The 21,767-nt window shown below is 69.2% G+C and carries 18 protein-coding genes and 1 tRNA gene; 1 reads left to right on the forward strand and 18 read right to left on the reverse strand.

From position 1 onward, the window contains the following. Nucleotides 1-90 precede the first annotated feature (90 nt). Together polA and LSF15_RS04090 are read right to left on the reverse strand one after the other, a co-directional pair. A complete protein-coding gene (gene polA, locus LSF15_RS04085; protein ID WP_232497249.1) occupies nt 91-2,784 on the reverse strand; it encodes a DNA polymerase I in 2,694 nt (897 codons plus the stop codon). A 165-nt stretch (nt 2,785-2,949) separates the two neighbouring features. Further along, complete coding sequence (locus LSF15_RS04090) at nt 2,950-3,555, reverse strand: ANTAR domain-containing response regulator (protein ID WP_231046740.1); 606 nt, start codon at nt 3,553-3,555, stop codon at nt 2,950-2,952. 36 nt (nt 3,556-3,591) lie between these two features. Here LSF15_RS04090 and LSF15_RS04095 point away from each other — a divergent pair. Next, nucleotides 3,592-3,674 (forward strand) — tRNA-Leu (locus LSF15_RS04095). 10 nt (nt 3,675-3,684) lie between these two features. On the opposite strand, the gene LSF15_RS04100 is transcribed toward LSF15_RS04095, so the two are convergent. From LSF15_RS04100 to rpe, 16 genes are all read right to left on the reverse strand, one after another. Beyond that, nucleotides 3,685-4,593, reverse strand: coding sequence for an alpha/beta fold hydrolase (locus tag LSF15_RS04100; protein ID WP_232497250.1), 909 nt, complete (start codon nt 4,591-4,593; stop codon nt 3,685-3,687). 175 nt (nt 4,594-4,768) lie between these two features. After that, nucleotides 4,769-6,184 carry a pyruvate kinase gene (pyk, locus tag LSF15_RS04105; RefSeq protein WP_232497251.1) on the reverse strand — a complete coding sequence of 472 codons (1,416 nt, stop codon included), beginning with the start codon at nt 6,182-6,184 and terminating at the stop codon, nt 4,769-4,771. A gap of 72 nt (nt 6,185-6,256) precedes the next feature. Then, nucleotides 6,257-7,714, reverse strand: a complete 1,458-nt coding sequence (locus LSF15_RS04110) for a glutamate synthase subunit beta (RefSeq protein WP_232497252.1) — start codon at nt 7,712-7,714, stop codon at nt 6,257-6,259. Between the two features lie 53 nt (nt 7,715-7,767). Then, nucleotides 7,768-12,345, reverse strand: coding sequence for a glutamate synthase large subunit (gene gltB, locus LSF15_RS04115; RefSeq protein ID WP_232497253.1), 4,578 nt, complete (start codon nt 12,343-12,345; stop codon nt 7,768-7,770). A gap of 103 nt (nt 12,346-12,448) precedes the next feature. Beyond that, complete coding sequence (gene lgt / locus LSF15_RS04120) at nt 12,449-13,468, reverse strand: prolipoprotein diacylglyceryl transferase (protein ID WP_232497254.1); 1,020 nt, start codon at nt 13,466-13,468, stop codon at nt 12,449-12,451. 58 nt (nt 13,469-13,526) lie between these two features. Further along, the gene (trpA, locus tag LSF15_RS04125) at nt 13,527-14,312 is read right to left on the reverse strand and encodes a tryptophan synthase subunit alpha (protein WP_232497255.1); all 786 of its coding nucleotides are present in this window, start codon (nt 14,310-14,312) and stop codon (nt 13,527-13,529) included. Beyond that, the gene (gene trpB / locus LSF15_RS04130; RefSeq protein ID WP_232497256.1) at nt 14,309-15,517 is read right to left on the reverse strand and encodes a tryptophan synthase subunit beta; all 1,209 of its coding nucleotides are present in this window, start codon (nt 15,515-15,517) and stop codon (nt 14,309-14,311) included. Before trpB ends, trpA begins: the two co-directional genes overlap by 4 nt. 1 nt (nt 15,518) lies before the next feature. Further along, nucleotides 15,519-16,289, reverse strand: coding sequence for an indole-3-glycerol phosphate synthase TrpC (trpC, locus tag LSF15_RS04135; RefSeq protein ID WP_232497257.1), 771 nt, complete (start codon nt 16,287-16,289; stop codon nt 15,519-15,521). Continuing rightward, nucleotides 16,290-16,520: a DUF6704 family protein gene (locus tag LSF15_RS04140; RefSeq protein ID WP_232497258.1), complete on the reverse strand. Its 231-nt coding sequence runs from the start codon at nt 16,518-16,520 to the stop codon at nt 16,290-16,292. A gap of 35 nt (nt 16,521-16,555) precedes the next feature. Then, the gene (locus tag LSF15_RS04145) at nt 16,556-17,221 is read right to left on the reverse strand and encodes a Trp biosynthesis-associated membrane protein (RefSeq protein WP_232497259.1); all 666 of its coding nucleotides are present in this window, start codon (nt 17,219-17,221) and stop codon (nt 16,556-16,558) included. 11 nt (nt 17,222-17,232) lie between these two features. After that, entirely contained in the window at nt 17,233-18,759 is a 1,527-nt protein-coding gene (locus tag LSF15_RS04150; protein ID WP_232497260.1) for an anthranilate synthase component I, read from the reverse strand. 16 nt (nt 18,760-18,775) lie between these two features. Then, complete coding sequence (gene hisI / locus LSF15_RS04155) at nt 18,776-19,153, reverse strand: phosphoribosyl-AMP cyclohydrolase (RefSeq protein ID WP_232497261.1); 378 nt, start codon at nt 19,151-19,153, stop codon at nt 18,776-18,778. Further along, nucleotides 19,150-19,911 carry an imidazole glycerol phosphate synthase subunit HisF gene (gene hisF, locus LSF15_RS04160; RefSeq protein ID WP_232497262.1) on the reverse strand — a complete coding sequence of 254 codons (762 nt, stop codon included), beginning with the start codon at nt 19,909-19,911 and terminating at the stop codon, nt 19,150-19,152. The genes hisI and hisF overlap by 4 nt, the downstream gene beginning before the upstream one ends. 7 nt (nt 19,912-19,918) lie before the next feature. After that, nucleotides 19,919-20,761 carry an ATP phosphoribosyltransferase gene (gene hisG, locus LSF15_RS04165; protein WP_232497263.1) on the reverse strand — a complete coding sequence of 281 codons (843 nt, stop codon included), beginning with the start codon at nt 20,759-20,761 and terminating at the stop codon, nt 19,919-19,921. 59 nt (nt 20,762-20,820) lie between these two features. Then, the gene (locus LSF15_RS04170) at nt 20,821-21,084 is read right to left on the reverse strand and encodes a phosphoribosyl-ATP diphosphatase (protein ID WP_232497264.1); all 264 of its coding nucleotides are present in this window, start codon (nt 21,082-21,084) and stop codon (nt 20,821-20,823) included. 9 nt (nt 21,085-21,093) lie between these two features. Further along, nucleotides 21,094-21,765, reverse strand: coding sequence for a ribulose-phosphate 3-epimerase (gene rpe, locus LSF15_RS04175; RefSeq protein ID WP_232497265.1), 672 nt, complete (start codon nt 21,763-21,765; stop codon nt 21,094-21,096). Nucleotides 21,766-21,767: the final 2 nt, after the last annotated feature.

Genomic DNA, 21,767 nt, shown 5'->3' on the forward strand with positions numbered 1-21,767 from the left:
GCCGACACTGCGCAGGTCAGCGCCGCGGCGCGTCGATTCGGCAGGCACCGCGACGAGATGACCGCGGCATGGCACGGCCGCGGCCGGGACTCAGTGCGCGGCGTCCTCCCAGTTCGCACCGCGCCCGATCTCGACATCGAGGGGTACGAGGAGGTCGGCCGCGCTCGCCATGCGGTCGCGCACGATCGCCTCGAGCGACTCGGACTCACCGTGGGCGACCTCGAAGATGAGCTCGTCGTGCACGGTGAGCAGCATTCGGCTGCCGAGCCCCTGCGCGGCGATTTCGGATTCGACCCCGACCATCGCGATCTTCATGACATCTGCGGCCGAGCCTTGGATGGGCGAGTTCAACGCGGCCCGTTCGGCGTTCTCGCGAAGCACGCGATTGGGGCTGTTCAGATCGGGGAACGGACGTCGACGGCCGAAGATGGTCTCGGTGTAGCCGTCGACCTTCGCCTGTTCGACGACGCCGCGCAGGTAGTCGCGAACGGCACCGAACCGCTCGAAGTACTCGCGCATGAGCTGCTGCGCCTCGGCACGCTCGATGCGCAGCTGCTTCGAGAGCCCGAATGCGCTGAGGCCGTAGGCGAGGCCATAGGACATCGCCTTGACCTTCGTGCGCATGAGCGGCGTGACGTCGGCCGGGTCGACCGAGAACACCCGCGCTCCGACGAAGCGGTGCAGGTCTTCACCCGCATTGAACGCCTCGATGAGCCCCGGGTCGCCGGAGAGGTGCGCCATGATGCGCATCTCGATCTGCGAGTAGTCGGCGGTCAGCAACTCGACGAACTCGGGACCATGCCGGAACGCCTTGCGGATGCGCCGACCCTCGGCCGTGCGGATCGGGATGTTCTGCAGATTCGGATCGTTGGACGACATGCGACCGGTCGCGGCGCCGACCTGTCCATAGGTCGTGTGGATGCGTCCGTCGGAACCGATCGCCTTGTCGAGCGACTCGACGATCTGGCGGAGCTTCGTCGCGTCGCGGTGTTCGAGCAGATAGCCGAGGAAGGGGTGCGGGTTGGAATCCTGCAGGTCGGCCAGCGCACTCGCATCGGTCGTATAGCCCGTCTTCGTGGCACGGGTCTTCGGCATGCCGAGCTGGTCGAACAACACTTCCTGCAGCTGCTTCGGCGAACCGAGGTTGACCTCGCGTCCGATCTCGGCGTACGCCAGCTGCGCCAACCCGGCGGCTCGGTCGCCGAGCTCGGACGAGAGCGCCGAGAGCTCGGGGTGGTCGACCGTGACGCCGCGCAGCTCCATGGCGGCGAGCACCGGGAGCAACGGCATCTCGACCTCGGCGAGGAGCCGACGCGAGTTCTCGGACAGCGCCCGCAGCACGACGGGCGCAAGGCGCACCGAGTACCAGGCGTATTCGGGTGCGCCGGCGTCGCTGCCCTCTTCGGGGACGAGCAGCGACGGGTCGCTCTCGGGAACGGTCTCGCCGAGGTGGAATGAGACGAGGTCGGCGAGCGACTTCTCTTGCAGCGCCGGGCGCACGAGCCATCCGGCCACGAGTGGGTCGAGCACGAGACCGGCGAACGCCAGGCCAGACCTCGTCAGCGCCTTCAGTTGCCCCTTGGCGTCGGAGACGATCTTCGGGGCGTCGCTGGCGAGCCATGCCTCGAAGGGTGCGTATTCGGGTCGACCCGCCTGCCACGGAACCCGCACCGACTCGTCGGCCGTCGCGATTCCCGCCCCGATCACCTGACCGTCGAGCACGTCGAGGCTGAGGCCCAGACCGGCGGGCTCGGCCGCGGCGGCGCGTTCGAGCCAGCCCCCCAGCTCATCGCCGACCAACGCACGCGAAACCGGTGCATCGGGAACGGGCACGACCTCGGTCGCGACGGTTTCGACCGGCGCGGCTGCGGTCACGCCGTTGCCGTTGGATTCACCCGCGGCGAGCTTGGTCAGACGCTCGAGGAGCGTGCGGAACTCGAGCCGTTCGAAAAGCGGACGGACCGACTCGACGTCGACCGGCTTCGCGGCGAGGTCGGCGATCACGACATCGATCGGCACGTCTGGCACGAGACGGTTGAGCCGTCGGTTGCGCTCGGCGTTCTCGCGCTGGTCGCGCAGGTTCTGGCCGGCGACGCCCTTGATCTCGTCCGCGTGGGCGAGGACGCCCTCGAGATCGCCGTAGAGGCCGAGCCACTTGACCGCGGTCTTCTCACCGACCTTCGTGATGCCGGGAAGGTTGTCGCTGGCCTCGCCGACGAGGGCGGCAACGTCGGGATACTGCTCGGGGCGGATGCCGTAGCGCTCGATGACGGCAGCCGTGTCGTAGCGCTTGAGCTGCGAGACGCCCTGGGTGTTCGGGTACAACAGGGTCACGTCGTCATTGACGAGCTGGATGGTGTCGCGGTCGCCCGAGACGAGGAGCACCCGATACCCCTCATCGACGCCCCTCGCGGCGAGGGTCGCGAGGATGTCGTCGGCCTCGAAGTCCTCTTTCTCGATCGTGCGAATGCCCATGGCCTGCAGCGCATCCTGGAGAAGCGGGACCTGCCCCTTGAACTCGGCCGGAGTCTCGCCTCGATTGCCCTTGTACTCGGCGTACTCGCGCGTGCGGAAGGACTGGCGCGACATGTCGAATGCGACCGCGAGGTGCGTCGGCTTCTCGTTGGCGAGCAGCAGCAGCAGCATCGAGAGGAACCCGTGGATCGCGTTCGTGTGCTGCCCGTCGCGCGTCGAGAAGCTGTCGACGGGGAGGGCGTAGAAGGCGCGAAAGGCCAGTGAATGGCCGTCGATCACGAGGAGGGTTGGCTTATCTGCGTCCGACACCCGACAAGACTACAAGCGGCCGCCGACACTCCTCGACGCCCGGGGACGACCGAGTCGGCGACGCGTACGCCGGGGTGTGCGAACGACGGATGCCGCGACGAGAGGTCTCGTCGCGGCATCCGAATTCATCGCCGGTGTGTCGACCCGCGCGAGCGGGCCGATCGGTCACTTCTTCTGAGCGAGCTGCTCGATGATCGCCTGCGAGACGTCTTTCATGGTGAGGCGGCGGTCCATCGAGGCCTTCTGGATCCAGCGGAACGCCTCGGGCTCGGACAGGCCCATCTTCTCGTTGAGCAGCCCCTTGGCCCGGTCGACGAGCTTGCGCGTCTCGAAGCGCTCGACGAGATCGCCGACCTCGGCCTCGAGGGCGATGATCTGCGCGTAGCGCGCGAGGGCGATCTCGATCGCGGGGAGCAGGTCGTTGGGCGTGAACGGCTTCACGACGTACGCCAGCGCGCCGGCCTCGGTCGCCCGCTCGACGAGCTCCTTCTGGCTGAACGCCGTGAGCAGTACGACGGGGGCGATGTGGCCCTTCGAGAGTCGCTCGGCCGCGGAGATGCCGTCGAGCTGGGGCATCTTGACGTCCATGATGACGAGGTCGGGCCGAAGCTCGGTTGCGAGCGCGACCGCGGTCTCGCCGTCACCTGCTTCGCCGACGACCTCGAAGCCGTTGTCGCGCAGGATCTCGACGATGTCGAGGCGGATGAGCGACTCATCTTCGGCCACGACGACGCGGCGCGGTGCCGGCTGGGTAGATTCGGTGTCTGTCACGGGTGAAAGCCTACGGTATTCTGGGCGAGGCCTCTGGCCGGTGTGGCGGAATGGCAGACGCGGAGCACTCAAAATGCTTTGCCCGAAAGGGCGTGTGGGTTCGACCCCCACCACCGGCACCGGTGTTCGCTATGCGCCCCGCGTGGGCGGGTGGTGCACGCCCCGGTGGATCTCGTACAGACGGGCGTGCCCGGGCTCGCTCGGGTCGTCGACGATCGGCTGATCGGCCATGAACAGCCGGATGATGTGGGCGAGCTCCCCCGAGTGACTGAAGTTGATCGCGTGCGCGGCGCCCTCGATCCTGACGACGAGCACGTGCGTGTCGGTCTGGCTCGCGACCTCCTGCACGCGTGACGGCCCGGGCATCAGCGGGTCCCGGTCGCCCAGCACGACGAGGGTCGGGATCTGCAGCCCGAGCAGTCGCTCGAGTGCGGGGTACTGCGTGAGCGCGCGGAACATGCGGACCGTGCTCGAGACACCGAATCGCAGGTAGTCGGGGGTCACCACGCCCATCAGCCGCGGCGGTTCGCGCGTGCCGTCGCGACTGATCTGCGCCATCGCGCGTCGGAGCGGCTGGTTGTAGATGCCGCCCGCCGGTGAGACGAGGACGGCGCGGTCGATGCGGTCGGGATGGTGGTACGCGAACTCCGTGATGACGGGACATCCCATCGAGTTGCCGACGAGGGTGGCCCGCTCGACCCCCCGGTCGTCGAGGAACCTCGCGGCCGCGTGCGCGAGGTCGGGAACGTCGAGCGCATCGGCGACCTTGCCGCTGCGCCCGAAGCCCGGCAAGTCGGGAACCAGCGTGTGGAAGTCGTCGGCCAGCCGCGCTGCCGTCGGCAGCAGGTACCTGCCCGAGAGCCCGAATCCGTGGACGTGCATCATCGCCGGAGCGTCAGGCGGTTCGGGCGATTCGCGATAGAAGACGTCGACGCCGTCGATCTCGGTCCATCGCTCGGCCAGGCTCGAGGCGGGTCGTCGGGGAGTGCGTCGCCCACGGCGTCGTGATGCACCCGACGTGCTCGGCTTCGTCGACATCGTCATCCTCCGATCCGCGTCCGACGCCGGAGCGTCGACGGCTCGCAGTCACATGCTCCTCCGAATCGCGCCCGTTCGCCATCCCGTCGACGCGTTCGGGCCGAACGACGGATGCCGCACGCCGGACACGCCGAAGGGAGCCGGCCCGCCGGGCCGACTCCCTTCGAAGCGTGAGCTAGAGCACCTCGCCCACGACGTGCACGCGCACGTCGTTGGTGGTGCCGGGGATGCCGGGAGGGGAACCCGAGATGATGACGACCTTCTCGCCCTTCACGGCCTTTCCGGTCTTGGCGAGCACATCGTCGACCTGGCCGACCATCTGGTCGGTGTGCGTCACGCGCTCGACGATGAAGGACTCGACGCCCCAGTTCAGCGCCATGCGGCGGCGGATGGCCGGGTCGGGCGTGAAGGCGAGGATCGGGATGACCGAGCGGATGCGGGACATCCGTCGAACCGTCTCGCCGGTCTCGGTGAAGACGCACAGGTACTTCGCCTCGACGAAGTCGGCCACCTCGACGGCGGCCAGCGTGATCGCGCCCGCCTGCGTGCGCGGCTTCGTGCCGAGCGGCAGGATGCGGTCGAGCCCGTGCTGCTCGGTCGACTCGACGATGCGCGCCATGGTCTCGACGGTGACGACGGGGTACTCCCCCACGCTCGTCTCACCCGAGAGCATGACCGCGTCAGCGCCGTCGAGCACGGCGTTCGCGACATCGGACGTCTCGGCCCGCGTGGGAACCGGGCTGTGGATCATCGACTCGAGCATCTGCGTGGCGACGATGACCGGCTTCGCGAGCCGGCGGGCCACCTCGACCGCGCGCTTCTGCACGATGGGCACCGCCTCGAGCGGCAGCTCGACGCCGAGGTCGCCGCGCGCGACCATGATCGCGTCGAACGCCTCGGTGATCTCGTCGAGCGCATCGACGGCCTGCGGCTTCTCGATCTTCGCGACGACCGGAACGCGTCGGCCGACCTCGTCCATGATCTCGTGCACCCGGGTGATGTCGGCGGCGTTGCGCACGAACGACAGGGCGATGAGGTCGGCGCCGAGCTCGAGGCCCCAACGCAGATCGGCTTCGTCCTTCGCGGAGAGCGCGGGTACGTTGACTGCGACACCCGGCAGATTGATGCCCTTGTTGTTCGACACCGGGCCGGCGACGACGACGCGCGTCGTGACGACGACGCCATCGGTCTCGACGACCTCGACGCGCACCTTGCCGTCGTCGATCAGCAGGAAGTCGCCCGGCTTGACGTCGTGCGGGAGGCCCTTGAAGGTCGTGCCGACGATCTCCTTCGTGCCGAGGATCTCTTCGGTCGTAATCTTGAAGATGTCGCCCTCGGCGAGTTCGTGGGGGCCGTTCTCGAACTTGCCCAACCGGATCTTCGGTCCCTGCAGGTCGACCAGCACGGCCACCGCACGACCCGAGTCGCTCGCCGCCTTGCGCACGTTCTGGTAGACGCCCTCGTGCACGTCATAGGTGCCGTGGCTGAGGTTCATGCGGGCGACGTCGACGCCCGCATCGATGATCGCCCGGATCTGTTCGTAGCTCGATGTCGCCGGCCCGAGGGTGGCGACGATCTTCGCTCGTCTCATGTGGTTGTGCTCCCGGTGTTCCGCGCCGAAGCGCTCGTGATGGTCGAAAGGCGCGCCGCTCGGCGCGTCGGGTCAGATGGAGATCGCGCGGGCCGTCGCCTCGATGGGGCTCGGCAGCGAGGTGTCACCTTCAAGGTACCGGTCGACGGCGGATGCCGCAGCACGGCCCTCTGCGATCGCCCAGACGATGAGCGACTGGCCGCGGCCCGCATCGCCGGCGATGAAGACACCCGGCTGGCCGGTCGCATAGTCGGCCTCGCGAGCGAGGTTGCCGCGGTCGGTGACCGTGAGCTGCAACTGCTCGTCGAGCGTTCGCGTCTCGGGGCCGGTGAAACCGAGGGCGAGCAGCACGAGGTCGGCGGGGATTTCGCGCTCGGTGCCGGCCTTCGGCACGCGGCGGCCGTCGAGGTACTCGGTCTCGGCGACGCGGATGGCGCGGACCTCGCCCGCCTCGTTCGCGAGGAACTCGACGGTGGACGCGAGGTACTGCCGCTGGCCGCCCTCTTCGTGGGCGCTCTGCACCTCGAAGACGGTCGGATGCATCGGCCACGGCTGGTGCTCGGGTCGCGCCTCGCCCGGCTGCCTGCCGATGGCGAGATTCGTGACCGAGAGGGCCCCCTGCCGGTGGGCGGTGCCGATGCAGTCGGCACCGGTGTCGCCGCCGCCGAGGACGACGACGTGCTTGCCCTCGGCCGTGATCTGGTCGAACACCTGGTCGCCGGCGAGGTGCCGGTTCGATTGGGTGAGGTACTCCATGGCGAAGTGCACGCCGGGCAGGTCGCGCCCGGGGACCGGCAGGTCGCGCGGCACGAGGGCGCCTGTGGCGACGACGACCGCGTCGTATCGCTCGCGCAACTGCTCCCACGTGATGTCGACGCCGATGTCGACGCCCGCCCTGAAGCGGGTGCCCTCAGCGGTCATCTGCGCGAGGCGCAGGTCGAGGTGCTTCTTCTCCATCTTGAAGTCGGGGATGCCGTAGCGGAGCAGGCCGCCGATGCGGTCGTCACGCTCGTACACGGCCACGGTGTGGCCGGCTCGGGTCAACTGCTGGGCGGCGGCGAGCCCCGCGGGCCCCGAGCCGACGACCGCGACGGTCTTGCCCGTGAGCCGCCCTGGCGGCTGCGGCTGCACCCAGCCGTTGCCGAACGCCTGGTCGATGATCGAGACCTCGACCTGCTTGATCGTGACGGCGGGCTGGTTGATGCCGAGCACGCACGCGGACTCGCACGGCGCCGGGCAGAGACGGCCGGTGAATTCGGGGAAGTTGTTCGTCGCGTGCAGTCGCTCGATTGCCGCGCGGCCCTCGCCCCGGTACATGAGGTCGTTCCACTCGGGGATCAGGTTGCCGAGCGGGCACCCCTGATGACAGAACGGGATGCCGCAGTCCATGCAGCGACCCGCCTGACGGCGCAGCTGCGCGGGGTCGCCCTGCTCATAGACCTCTTTCCAGTCCATGATGCGCACCGGAACGGGCCTGCGCTTGGGCAGCTCGCGTTCGGTGACCTTCAGAAAGCCCTTCGGGTCAGCCATTCGTCACCTCCACGCAGTTCGTGCGCACAGCCTGACCCAGTCTCTGAGAGGTCTCAGCCATTCGTCACCTCCAGAATTCTTCCCCAGACCACGTCGCCGTCGGGGTCGAGCCCCTCGTCGACCGCACTCTGGCGGGTACGCAGCACTGCGGCGTAATCGCGCGGCAGCACCTTGGTGAAGCGGTCGAACGCGGCGTCGCCCTCGTCGAGGAGCGCGGCGGCGACCGTGGAGCCGGTCTCGGCTCGGTGCTGCACGAGCAGGTCGCGCACGATCTCGCGATCGGCGCTGCCGAGCGGAAGGAGTTCGAGCTCGCCGCTCGTCAGCGATTCGCGGTTCATGCGACCCTCGCGCAGACCGAGCACGTAGGCGGTTCCGCCCGACATGCCTGCGCCCAGGTTGCGCCCGGTCTCGCCGAGGATGAGCGCGAGTCCGCCCGTCATGTACTCGAGCGCGTGGTCGCCCACGCCCTCGACGACGGCGGTCGCACCCGAGTTGCGCACGAGGAACCGCTCGCCCACGATGCCGCGGATGTACATGCTGCCACGGGTCGCGCCGTAGCCGATGACGTTGCCGGCGATGACATTGCGCTCGGCGGCGAAGCCGCTGTCGGGCGAAGGACGAACCACGATCTGGCCGCCCGAGAGGCCCTTGCCGACGTAGTCGTTCGAGTCTCCCTCGAGTCGCAGGGTGATGCCGCTCGGCAGGAACGCGCCGAGCGACTGCCCGGCGGAGCCCGAGAGCGTGATGTCGATCGAGCCGCTGGGCAGGCCGTGCTCGCCGCGACGCAGGGTGACCTCGTGCCCGAGCATCGTGCCGACGGCACGCTCGGTGTTCCTGATCGGGAGGGCGATCTCGACCGTGCCGCCCTCGTCGAGCACCAGACTCGACCGACGGATGAGCTCGTTGTCGAAGTGCTGCTCGAGCTCGTGATCCTGCGAACGCGTGTTGCGACGCGGGTCGGACTCCGAGAAGTCGGGGCCGAGGAGCACCGGCGTGAGGTCGAGACCCGACGCCTTCCAGTGGTCGACGGCGCGGTCGACATCGAGCAGCTCGCGGCGTCCGATGATCTCGTCGAGCGAGCGATAGCCGAGTTCGGCGAGGTACTCGCGTACCTCTTGGGCGATGAACTCGAAGAAGTTCACGACGAACTCCGGCTTTCCGGAGAAGCGCTTGCGCAACTCGGGGTTCTGCGTGGCGACCCCCACCGGGCAGGTGTCGAGGTGGCACACACGCATCATCACGCAGCCCTGCACGACGAGCGGCGCGGTCGCGAAGCCGAACTCCTCGGCGCCGAGCAGCGCCCCGATGACGACATCCCGACCGGTCTTCAACTGCCCGTCGACCTGCACCACGACGCGATCGCGCATGCCGTTCAGCATGAGCGTCTGCTGCGTCTCGGCGAGGCCGAGCTCCCACGGCGTGCCCGCGTGTTTCAGCGAGTTCAGGGGGCTCGCGCCCGTGCCGCCGTCGTGCCCCGAGACGAGGATCACGTCGGCGAGCGCCTTCGCGGTGCCGGCAGCGACGGCTCCGATGCCCGACTGGCTCACGAGCTTGACGTGCACGCGTGCCTTGGGGTTCGCCCGCTTGAGGTCGAAGATGAGCTGCTTGAGGTCTTCGATCGAGTAGATGTCGTGGTGCGGCGGCGGCGAGATCAGCCCGACGCCCGCGGTCGCATGGCGTGTGCGCGCGACCCATGGGTACACCTTCGTCGGCGGCAGCTGGCCGCCCTCGCCCGGCTTCGCGCCCTGGGCGAGCTTGATCTGGATGTCGTCGGCGTGCGTGAGGTACATGCTCGTCACGCCGAACCGACCCGATGCGACCTGCTTGATCGCGCTGCGACGCTGGGGGTCGAGCAGCCGGTCGAGGTTCTCTCCGCCCTCACCGGTGTTCGACTTCGCGCCGAGGCGGTTCATCGCGATCGCGAGCGACTCGTGGGCCTCCTCCGAGATCGACCCATAGCTCATCGCACCGGTCGAGAAGCGCGTGACGATGGATTCGACCGACTCGACCTCGTCGAGCGGGACCGGCGCTCGCGTTCCGGTGCGCAGCGCGAACATGCCGCGCAGCGTGAGCAGCTCTTCGGCCTGCGAGTCGACGAGCGACGTGTACTCGCGGAACACGTCGTATCGACGGTTGCGCGTCGAGTGCTGCAGGCGGAACACCGTCTCGGGGTTGAACAGGTGCGGCGAACCGTCGCGGCGCCACTGGTACTCGCCGCCCGTGGCGAGGCGTTCGTGCGCGCGCACGGCGGCATCCTCGGGGTAGGCGACCGAGTGACGGTCGAGGTTCTCTGCCGCGATGACGTCGAGGCCGACGCCGCCGAGCTTCGAGGTCGTGCCCGTGAAGTAGCCGTCGATGAACTCGTCGGCGAGCCCGATCGCCTCGAAGGCCTGCGCGCCCGCGTACGACGAGATCGTCGACACGCCCATCTTCGACATGATCTTCAGCACGCCCTTGCCGAGCGCCTTGATGACGTTGTGCACGGCTTCTTCGGGCGTGACGCCCGTGATGACACCCGACCGCACCAGGTCTTCGCACGTCTCCATCGCGAGGTACGGGTTCACGGCGGATGCCCCGTACCCGACCAGAAGCGCGACGTGGTGCACCTCGCGCACGTCGCCGGCTTCGACGACGAGGCCGACCTTCATGCGATTCTCGGCGCGGATCAGGTGGTGATGCACCGCCGAGAGCATGAGGAGCGAGGGAATGGGCGCCAGGTCCTTGTTGGAATCGCGGTCGCTCAGCACGATGAAGGCGGCGCCCTCGTCGATGGCCTCGTCGACCTCGGCGCACATCGCCGCGAGCCGATCGCGCATCGCGTTCGGTCCTTCATCGAAGCGATAGAGGCCGCGGATCGTCACCGCGGTGCGACGCCCGGGCGACGGGTCGATGTGGACGATCTTCGCGAGTTCGTCGTTGTCGATCACCGGGAACGAGAGCGAGACCTGCCGAGCGTGCTCGGGGCCCGCGCTCAAGAGGTTGCGTTCGGGCCCGAGCGAGGTGCCGAGCGACGTGACGACCGCCTCGCGGATCGAGTCGAGCGGCGGATTCGTCACCTGGGCGAACTGCTGCGTGAAGTAGTCGAAGAGCAGGCGCGGGCGCTTCGACAGCACCGCGATCGGGGTGTCGGATCCCATGGCGCCGAGGGGCTCGGCACCGGTGCGCGCCATGGGCGCGAGCAGGATCTTCACCTCTTCCTCGGTATAGCCGAACGTGCGCTGGCGACGGTTGACCGACGCCGGCGGGTGCACGATGTGCTCGCGCTCGGGTAGGTCGGACAGTCGGATTCGACCCTCGTCGAGCCAGTCGCCCCACGGCTCCGCCGCGGCGAGGTCGGCCTTGATCTCGTCGTCTTCGATCAGGCGGCCCGCCTCGGTGTCGACGAGGAACATGCGGCCGGGCTGCAGCCTGCCCTTGCGAACGATGCGGCTCTGCTCGATGTCGAGCACGCCGATCTCGCTCGCGAGCACGACGAGCCCGTCGTCGGTGACGACGTACCGGCCCGGTCGCAGCCCGTTGCGGTCGAGCGTGGCGCCGACGAGCGAGCCGTCGGTGAAGACGATCGCGGCCGGGCCGTCCCATGGCTCCATGAGCATCGAGTGGTACTCGTAGAACGCCCGCCGTTCAGGCGTGATCTCGGTCTGGTTCTCCCACGCCTCGGGAACCATCATCATGATGGCGTGCGGCAGGCTGCGGCCGGCGAGGGTGAGCAGTTCGACGACCTCGTCGAAGGACGCCGAGTCGCTGGCCCCCGGCGTGACGATCGGCAGGATCGGCGCCAGGTCGCCGAGCACGTCGGAATCGAGCTGCGACTGTCGTGCCCGCATCCAGTTGCGGTTGCCCTGGATCGTGTTGATCTCACCGTTGTGGGCGATCATGCGGAAGGGCTGTGCCAGCGGCCACGACGGGAAGGTGTTCGTCGAGTACCGCGAGTGCACGAGCGCCAGCTTCGACGCGAATCGCTCGTCGGAGAGGTCGGGGTAGAACGGCTCGAGCTGCAGCGTCGTGACCATGCCCTTGTAGACCATCGTGCGGCACGACAGCGACGCGAAGTACAGCTCGAGTTCGCGTTCGGCGCGCTTGCGCAGACGGAAGGCGAGGCGGTCGAGTGCGATGCCCGCCACCCGATCGCCGATCGACGTCGTCGCCGACGACTGCACGAAGAGCTGCTGCACGACGGGCATCGCCGCGCGTGCGAGCGTACCGAGCTCGTCGGGGCGCACGGGCACCTCGCGCCAGCCGAGGACCTCGAGGCCCTCTGCGGCCGCCAGCTCGGCGAGCTTGCGCTTGACCGAACTGCGTGTCGTGGGGTCGATCGGGAGGAACGCATTGCCGACGGCGTACGAACCGGCCGCTGGCAGCGGGAAGGTCGTGACCGCACGGAGGAAGCCGTCGGGGATCTGCGTGATGATCCCGGCGCCGTCACCGGTACCCGCGTCGGAGCCGACCGCGCCCCGGTGCTCGAGGTTCCGCAGCGCGTCGAGCGCTGCGGTGATGATGTCGTGCCCCGCCGTGCCCCGCAGCGTCGCGACCATCGCCAGGCCGCAGGCGTCCTTCTCGGCGCCGGGGTCGTACATGCCCTGGGCAGGCGGAACCGAACCGAACCTCGCGAAGGGTGGGGTGAGCGACATGGAGACCGTCCTCATCAACTAGTTTGCAGCGGGGGACGTCGTCGGCCCTTCAAGGGTATGTCGCAGCGCGTGGTGCGGCGCAGCTTCGGAGAACTCGGTGGGGCTACCTCGCTGAGGAGGTGGGACGGCTCGGGCTTGTGGCCGCCGTCTCGCCCTGGGGATCGTTCTCGCCCTCGACGCCATCGTCGAGAGAGTCGGAGTCGGACTCGATTTCGTCCGATTCTACCTCAGCGCCGGGTTCCTTCCATTCACGTCCGGGAACGTAGGGGCTCGGCTCGTCGCCGGTGTGCCGGCGACGCTGGACGAGGTAGATCACGATGCCGAGCACGACCGCGGCGAAGGAGGCCCAGACATTGACCCGGATGCCGAGGAACATCTCGCTCGGGTCGAGTCGGATGGACTCGAAGTAGGAGCGGCCCAGCCCGTACCAGATGAGGTACACGGCGAAGGCCTTGCCCCACCGCAGGTTCACCCTGCGCTCGAGCAGCACGATCACCGCCGCCCCGGCGAGGTTCCAGATCAGCTCGTAGAGGAACGTGGGGTGGAACAGCGTGCCGTCGGCGAGACCGGCCGGGAACGCGGGGTTGTCGGACGGGATCTCGAGACCCCACGGCAGGTCGGTCGGCGAGCCGAACAGTTCGTGGTTGAACCAGTTGCCGAGCCGGCCGACGGCCTGGGCGACCAGCAGGCCCGGTGCGAGCGCGTCGGCGAACGACCAGAAGCGCAGTCCGGTGAACCTGCAGCCGATGATGACACCGATCGCGCCGCCGATGAGCGCGCCGTAGATGGCGTTGCCGCCCTCCCAGATGTTCCAGATGGCACCCGGCTGGAAGGGATTCCAGACATTGGCGCCCTCGAAGAAGTAGTCATCGGGGTGCGTGAACACGTGGTACAGGCGCGCGCCGATGATGCCGAGCGGCACTGCCCAGAGGGCGATGTCGAGCACGACACCCGGTTCGGCGCCGCGCTTGGTCAGGCGGCGCGACGTGATGATGACCGCGAGGACGATGCCCACGAGGATGCAGAGCGCGTAGGTCTGGATGGTGAGCACACCCCACGGCACGGGGATTTCGAGGGCACGCCACTCGGGGCCGGGACTCGGGATGCTGAAGGGGGCGATCACTCGGCTTCTTGCCTTTCCTCGTGCGACGTCTGGCCGTGGAGGCCAGAGTCAGCGTACTTCACTCGCGCCGCGCGCCGCGCGCCAGTTCTGCGGCGAGCTCGCCGACGGCGGCGACGCCCCCCTCGGCCAGGGCCTTCACGAGCGCGGAGCCGACGATGGCACCATCGGCATACTCGAGCACCTCGGCGACCTGTGCCGCAGTCGAGATGCCGAGTCCCACGCAGCTGGCCGGCGAGCCGGCCTCGGCAAGGCGTGCGACGAGCGTGCGTGCGGCCCCGTCGACGTCGCTGCGTGCACCCGTGATGCCCATCGTCGAGACCGTGTAGACGAAGCCGCGGCTCGATTCGACCGCGAGCCTGAGGCGCGCGTCGCTCGAGGTCGGCGCCGCGAGGAAGACGCGGTCGAGGCCGGTGCGCTCGGACGCCGCGATCCAGTCGGCCGCCTCGTCGGGGATCAGGTCGGGCGTGATGAGGCCGGCGCCGCCGGCCGCGGCAAGGTCGTCGGCGAACCGGTCGACGCCGTACTGCACGACGGGATTCCAGTAGGTCATGATGAGCACCGGCGCGTCGACGCGCGCGGTGATGCGACGCACCGCCTCGAAGCCGTCGGCAAGCCGGAACCCGCCGGCGAGCGCCTGCTGCGTGGCCGCCTGGATGACCGTGCCGTCCATGACGGGGTCGGAGTAGGGCAAACCGAGTTCGAGCACGTCGACGCCGTTCTCGACGATCGCCACGGCCGCCTCGATGCTCTCGTCGAAGGTGGGGAATCCGACCGGCAGGTACCCGATGAGGGCTCCGGATGCCTCGTCGTTGCGCCGCGCGATGACGGGTGCGACGGTTCTCATTCGCCCGCCTCCTGGTCGTAGAGGCCGAAGTACGTCGCCGCCGTGTCCATGTCTTTGTCGCCACGGCCCGAGAGGTTCACGAGGATCGTCGAGTCGGGGCCGAGTTCTCGCCCGAGCTCGATCGCCCCGGCGAGGGCGTGCGCCGACTCGATCGCGGGGATGATGCCCTCGGTGCGGGTGAGCAGGCGGAGCGCCTGCATCGCAGCGGCATCGGTGACGGGTCGGTACTCGGCCCGTCCGATCGCGGCGAGCCAGGAGTGCTCGGGCCCCACGCCCGGATAGTCGAGGCCAGCCGAGATCGAGTGCGATTCGATGGTCTGGCCGTCGTCGTCTTGCAGGAGGTAGCTGCGGGCTCCGTGCAGCACACCCGGTCGTCCCTTGGTGATGGTTGCGGCGTGGCGTTCGGTGTCGACGCCCTCGCCACCGGCCTCGAAGCCGTAGAGGCCGACCTCGGCGTCGTCGAGGAACGCGTGGAAGATGCCGATGGCGTTCGAACCGCCGCCGACGCAGGCGGCGACCACGGTGGGCAGTGCGCCGGTCAGTTCGAGCACCTGGGCCCGGGCCTCTTCGCCGATGACCTTCTGGAAGTCGCGCACCATCTCGGGGAACGGGTGGGGACCCGCGACCGTGCCGAAGATGTAGTTGGTCGTCGCGACGTTGGTGACCCAGTCGCGCATCGCTTCGTTGATCGCGTCCTTCAGGGTGCGCGATCCGGCCTTCACCGGGACGACCTCGGCACCGAGCAACCGCATGCGGGCGACGTTGAGGGCTTGACGCTCGGTGTCGACCTCGCCCATGTACACGGTGCACTCGAGTCCGAACAGCGCGGCAGCCGTCGCCGTGGCGACGCCGTGCTGCCCGGCCCCCGTCTCGGCGATCACGCGGGACTTGCCGATGCGCTTCGTGAGCAGCGCCTGTCCGAGCACGTTGTTGATCTTGTGCGAGCCGGTGTGGTTGAGGTCTTCGCGCTTCAGGATGATGCGGGCCCCTGCGGCGTGCGAGGCGAAGCGAGGCACCTCGGTGATGATCGATGGACGACCCGTGTAGCTGCGCCCGAGTTCGGCGAGTTCAGCGCCGAACGCCGGGTCGAGCTTGGCCAGGTCGTAGGCCTCGCCGAGTTGATCGAGGGCGGCGACGAGGGATTCGGGAACGAATCGCCCGCCGAAATCGCCGAAGTACGGACCGGTCTGCGCTCTGAGCGCCATGTCACACCGCCAGGAAAGCTGAGAGGTTTGCGATGGGGTCGCCCGTGACGAGCGCCTCGCCGACGAGCACGACGTCGGCGCCCGATGCACGGTAGTGCGTGACATCGGCCGGTGAGAGCACGGCGGACTCCGCGACGCGGACGGCTCCGTCGGGGAATCGATCGGAGAGTCGTCCGAAGAGGTCGCGGTCGAGCTCGAAGGTCGACAGGTCGCGCGCGTTGACGCCGATGAGCTGCGCGCCGAGTGCGGCCGCACGCTCGAGTTCGTCGGCGGAGTGCGTCTCGATGAGCGGGGTCATGCCGAGCGCGACGATGAGGTCGTACAACTCGCGCAGGGTCTGGTCGTCGAGTGCCGCGACGATGAGCAGCACGAGGTCGGCACCGGCCGCGCGCGCTTCGAACACCTGGTAGGGCGTCGCGATGAAGTCCTTGCGCAGCACCGGCAGTGCCACGGCGGCACGGACGGCCTCGAGGTCGGCGAGCGATCCACCGAACTTGCGGCCCTCGGTGAGCACGCTGATCGCACTCGCACCGCCGAGTTCATAGCTGCGCGCGAGTGCCGCCGGGTCGGCGATCTGCGCGAGCGCACCGCGTGACGGGCTCGATCGCTTGATTTCGGCGATGATCTTGATGTGCGACGCGGGCCGGAGCGCGACGAGCGCGTCGAGTGCGGGCGTGCGGGCGAGCGCAGCGGCCTCGACGTCGGCGAGCGGTTTCGTCTCGCGGCGCGCGAGTGCGTCGGCGACGGAGTTCGCCGTCAGGTCGGCCAGCACTCAGTGAGCCTTCTCGGCGACCTTCGAGCCGCCGACTCCATAGCCGGCGCGCGCCAGCACCCAGCCGACGAGGGCACCGACGACGAGAAGCCCGGCTGACGCCCAGACGAGCCACTGCGTGTCGAAGAAGAACGCGATCGTTCCGATCGTGACGGCCACGAGCATGATCGTGACGGCGGTCCATGCCGCGGGCGAGTGTCCGTGGCCGGGATCTGCGGTCTCAATGCTCATGATGCTCCTTCGTGCGCGGGGTTTCGCCCGCCAGTCTAGCGGTTCGGTTCGGTTCGGCCGGTGCCATCGGTCGGGCCGGTGCCATCGGTCGGGCCGGCGTCGTCGGTCGGGTCGTCGCCCCGGCTGAGCTCGTCCCAGTCGTCGATGGCGCGATCCGACGCCGGCGGCACGGACTCGCCCGGGCCATCCTCTTCGAGACGCGCACCGCGGTAGCGGCGCGACGACGCCGGCCAGCGTGTTGCGGTCGCGAGCACCAGCGCCCCCGCGAGGATCAGGATCACCCCGCCGACGACCGCGGCCGTCGGCCAGAACGTGGGCGCGACCGTTGCCACGAGGGCCGCGGTCGGCTCCGAACCGGCCACCCCCGTGGCATCCGTCACGGCCGGCGAGACGGCAGCGACCGGATCGCCGATCGCGACCACCGCGGCGAGCACGATCGAGCCCCCGAGCAGCACCTCGAGGACGCCGAGAACGATGCGGATGCCCGGCCCCGCGATCGCGAGGGCGGCCACGAGGGCCAGGCCGGCGAGTCCGAGCGCCGCGAGCGCCGGTGACGCGATGCTGCCGGGCACCGCGATGGCATCGCCGGATGCCCCGCCCCCGGCACTGCTCTCGAGCACGAGGTCGTACCAGGTCTGGCTCCACGAGAGCAGCGCGAGTCCCGCGCCGACGACGGTGGCGAGGATCGCAGGCAGTTTCATGCGATCGGCCCTCATGACGAGATCCGGCGCATCGCGTTGGCCACGGCGACCGCGCGCAGCGGCGCAGCGGCCTTGTTGCGGGACTCCTCGAACTCCGAGTCGGCGTCGGAGTCGGCGACGAGACCGGCCCCCGCCTGCACGTGCGCGACGCCGTCGGCGATGGTCGCCGTGCGGATCGCGATGGCGAGGTCGGCGTCGCCGCCGAACCCGAAGTAGCCGACGACTCCCCCGTAGAGACCGCGCTGCGCCGGCTCGAGATCGTCGATGATCTCGAGCGCACGCGGCTTCGGCGCGCCCGAGAGCGTGCCGGCCGGGAACGTCGCCCGGAAGACCTCGATGGCGTTGGTGCCGGGCGTGAGGTCGCCCTCGACCGACGAGACGAGGTGCATGATGTGGCTGAACCGCTCGACGCGCATGAACTCCGTCACTTCGACCGAACCCGCCGCGCAGACCTTGGCGAGATCGTTGCGTGCGAGGTCGACGAGCATCAGGTGCTCGGCCTGTTCCTTGGGGTCGGCGATGAGCTCCGCTTCGAGATCGGCGTCCTCTTCGGGCGTCGCGCCGCGCGGCTTCGACCCGGCGATCGGATGCGTGAACACCCGACCGCCCTGCACCTTGACCAGTGCTTCGGGCGACGATCCCACGATCCAGTACGGCTCCCCCGTGACGTCCTCGAGGTGTACGAAGTACATGTAGGGGCTCGGGTTGAGGCTGCGCAGCACGCGATACACGTCGAGCGGGTTCGCCGTGACCTCGTGTTCGAACCGCTGCGAGATGACCACCTGGAACACGTCGCCGTCGTGGATGTGCAGCTTCGAGCGATCGACGGCTCCGAGGAAGTCGCCGCGATCGGTTCGATGGCGCGGGTCGGCGGCGCGCGACAGGTCGATGTCGGCGAGCCACGCCTCGGCCGGCTGTGCGAGGCCCTGCTGCATGCGGTCGAGGCGGGCTTGCGCACCCTGCCAGAGGGTGTCGGCGGGCTCGCCGGAGTCATTCAGCACCGACGCGATGAGCTGCACCGTTCCCGTGCGGTGGTCGATGACGACGAGTTCGGCGACGAACGAGAACGCCTGGCCGGGGATCCGCGACTCGGCCGGCGGCCGGTTCGGCAGATGCTCGATCTGCCGCACCGCCTCCCAGCCGATGAAACCCACGAGCCCACCCGTGAGCGGCGGGGCGCCCGGGACGTCTTCGGTGCGCCAGCGCTCGAACATCGCCTCGAGGGCCTTCAGCGGCGGCAGGCCCGCCGCGGCGCCCAGTGCCCGCTCGGCGTCGAGGCCGTAGTCGAGCCATTCGACCCGGTCGTCGGCTTCGGTGATGACGCCGTATGACGAGACACCCACGAACGAGTACCGCGACCAGATGCCGCCCTGTTCGGCCGACTCGAGCAGGAACGTGCCCGGCCGCCCGTCGGCGAGCTTGCGGTAGATGCCCACCGGCGTCTCGCCGTCGGCGAACAGCTCGCGCACGACGGGCACGACCCGGCGCCCCGCGAGCAATCGGGTGAATTCGTCGAACGTGGTCGTGGCAACGGCCAACGGTCTCTCCTCGTCGTCAGTCGGCGGGCGGGAAACCCTGCACGACGTCGATCGGATCGCCGTCGAAGCAGGTGCGGGTGCCGGTGTGGCAGGCGACGCCGATCTGCTCGACGCGTACGAGGAGCGTATCGGCGTCGCAGTCGAGTGCGGCCGAACGCACGTACTGGGCGTGCCCGGACGTGTCGCCCTTGCGCCAGTACTCCTGTCGCGAACGCGACCAGAACGTCACGCGCCCCTCGGTGAGCGTGCGGCGCAGGGCCTCTCGGTCCATCCAGCCGAGCATGAGCATCTCGCCCGTGTCCCACTGCTGGATGACCGCCGGCAGCAGTCCCTGGTCGTCGAACTCGGCGCGATCGAGCGCCTGCGCAGCGGTCGACACGGTGGCGTCGGTCATCGCACGATCCTCCCATCGGCCGCCAGCGCGGCCTTCACCTCGCCGATCGTGATCTCACCGTTGTGGAACACGGATGCCGCGAGCACGGCGTCGGCGCCCGCAGCGACCGCCGGGGCGAAGTGCGCGACCGCGCCGGCACCGCCGGAGGCGATCACCGGCACCCGCGAGAGCTCGCGCATGAGCGAGGTCAACTCGAGGTCGAAGCCCGCCTTGGTTCCGTCGGCGTCGATCGAGTTCACGAGCAGCTCGCCCGCACCCAGTTCGATGGCCTGCCGCGCCCATTCGAGGGCATCGAGGTCGGTCTCGGTGCGCCCGCCGTGCGTGGTCACGACGAAGCCCGACGCGGTGCGATCCGAACGCTTCACGTCGAGCGAGAGCACGAGCACCTGCGCGCCGAACCGGTCGGCGATCTCGGCGATGAGCGGCGGGCGGGCGATCGCTGCGCTGTTGACGCCGATCTTGTCGGCGCCGTGGCCGAGCAGGCGTGCGACGTCTTCGGCGGAGCGGACCCCACCGCCGACGGTGAGCGGGATGAAGACCTGCTCGGCGACCCGCTGCACCATGTCGTAGGTGGTCGAGCGGTCGTCGACGGTCGCCGTGACGTCGAGGAACGTGAGCTCGTCGGCGCCCTGCTCGGAGTAGCGCGCCGCGAGCTCGACGGGATCGCCGGCATCACGCAGGTTCTGGAAGTTCACACCCTTGACGACGCGCCCCGCAGCGACGTCGAGACACGGGATCACACGGACTGCGAGTGACATGTCGGGCTCACAGCCGCGCGGCGTGGATGGCGCTGACGAGGATCGCGCGGGCGCCCAGCGAGTAGAGCTCGTCCATGACGTGGTTCATGTCGATGCGCGGGATCATGACGCGCACCGCCACCCACTCGGGGTCCTGCAGCGGTGAGACCGTCGGCGACTCGAAGCCCGGTGCGGCCGCGGTCGCCCGCTCGAGGTGCTCGACGGGGATGTCGTAGTCGAGCAGCACGTACTGCCGGGCGACGAGCACACCCTGCAGACGCCGAAGCAACGTCGCCGCCGACGGCTTGTCGACGCCCGATCCGATGAGCACTGCCTCGGAGTCGAGGATGACCGGTCCGAAGATCTCGAGTCCGGCCTGGCGGAGCGTCGACCCCGTCGAGACGACGTCGGCGACCGCGTCGGCCACGCCGAGGCGCACCGCCGACTCGACCGCGCCATCGAGCTTCACGAGCTTCGCGGGAGTGACTCCGTGACCGGCGAGGAAGTCGCCGACGAGACCCGGGTAGCTCGTGGCCACCCGGACACCCTCGAGATCGGCCAGCTGTGAGAACGCTCCGGCGGGGCCGGCGAAGCGGAAGGTGGAGTCGCCGAATCCGAGCGGTGCGATCTCTGCGGCATCCGACCCGGAATCGAGCAGGAGGTCGCGCCCGGTGATGCCGACGTCGAGCGCACCCGAGCCGACGTACGTGGCGATGTCGCGCGGGCGGAGGTAGAAGAACTCGACGCCGTTGCGAGGGTCGGCGGTGTGCAGGTCACGCGGGTCACGGCGACCGGTGTACCCGGCCTCCCAGAGCATCTGCGCGGCGGTCTCGGCGAGCGAGCCCTTGTTGGGCACGGCGATTCGGAGCATGGGCTGGTTCGGCATTTCACGGCTTTCGTGTCGACGGGTCTGATCGGTCATGGACGTGATCAGAGATGTCGGTACACGTCAGCGGGTGCGAGGCCCTTCGCGAGCATGAGGACCTGCAGGTGGTAGAGCAGCTGCGAGATCTCTCCTGCCGTCTCGTCGTCGCCCTGGTACTCGGCGGCCATCCACACCTCGGCCGCCTCTTCGACGATCTTCTTGCCGATGGCGTGCACTCCGGCATCGAGCTCGCGCACGGTTCCGGAACCCTCGGGACGGGTGCGGGCCTTGTCGCTCAGCTCGACGAAGAGCTCGTCGAATGTCTTCACCCGTCTAGGCTACCGGTGCGAATGCGGGTGCGCCGCCGCGGCGTCACGGAGCTCGGCGATGCGCTGTGCCGGGTCGTCGCCGTTGAAGACCGCGGATCCTGCGACGAACGTGTCGGCGCCGGCCTCGGCGGCCATGCCGATCGTCTCGGCGGTGATGCCGCCGTCGACCTGCAGCCACACGTCGAGCCCGGCATCGTGCACGGCGTCGGCGATGCGTGCGAGCTTGGGCATCGTCTCGGGGATGAACGACTGGCCGCCGAAGCCCGGCTCGACCGTCATCACGAGCACCTGGTCGAACTCGGGCAGCAGGTCGAGGTAGGGCGTGGCATCGGTGCCCGGCTTCAGCGCGATGCCCGCCCGCGCCCCGATCTGGCGCAGCCGCCGTGCGAGGGCGACCGGTTCGCCAGCAGCTTCGGCGTGGAAGGTCACGGAGTACGCGCCCGCCTCTGCGTAGCCCGGCCCCCACCGATCGGGGTCGTCAATCATGAGGTGCACGTCGAGCGGGACGGGGCTCACCTGCGCCAGTCGCTGCACCATCGGCAGCCCGAACGTCAGGTTGGGCACGAAGTGGTTGTCCATGATGTCGACGTGCACCAGGTCGGCGGTCGAGATGCGCCCGAGCTCGCGCTCGAGGTTGGCGAAATCGGCAGCGAGGATGCTCGGGTTGATCCGCGTCGTCATGT

Origin of the sequence: Agromyces humatus (assembly GCF_021228295.1) — a bacterium.
Lineage (GTDB): Bacteria > Actinomycetota > Actinomycetes > Actinomycetales > Microbacteriaceae > Agromyces > Agromyces humatus.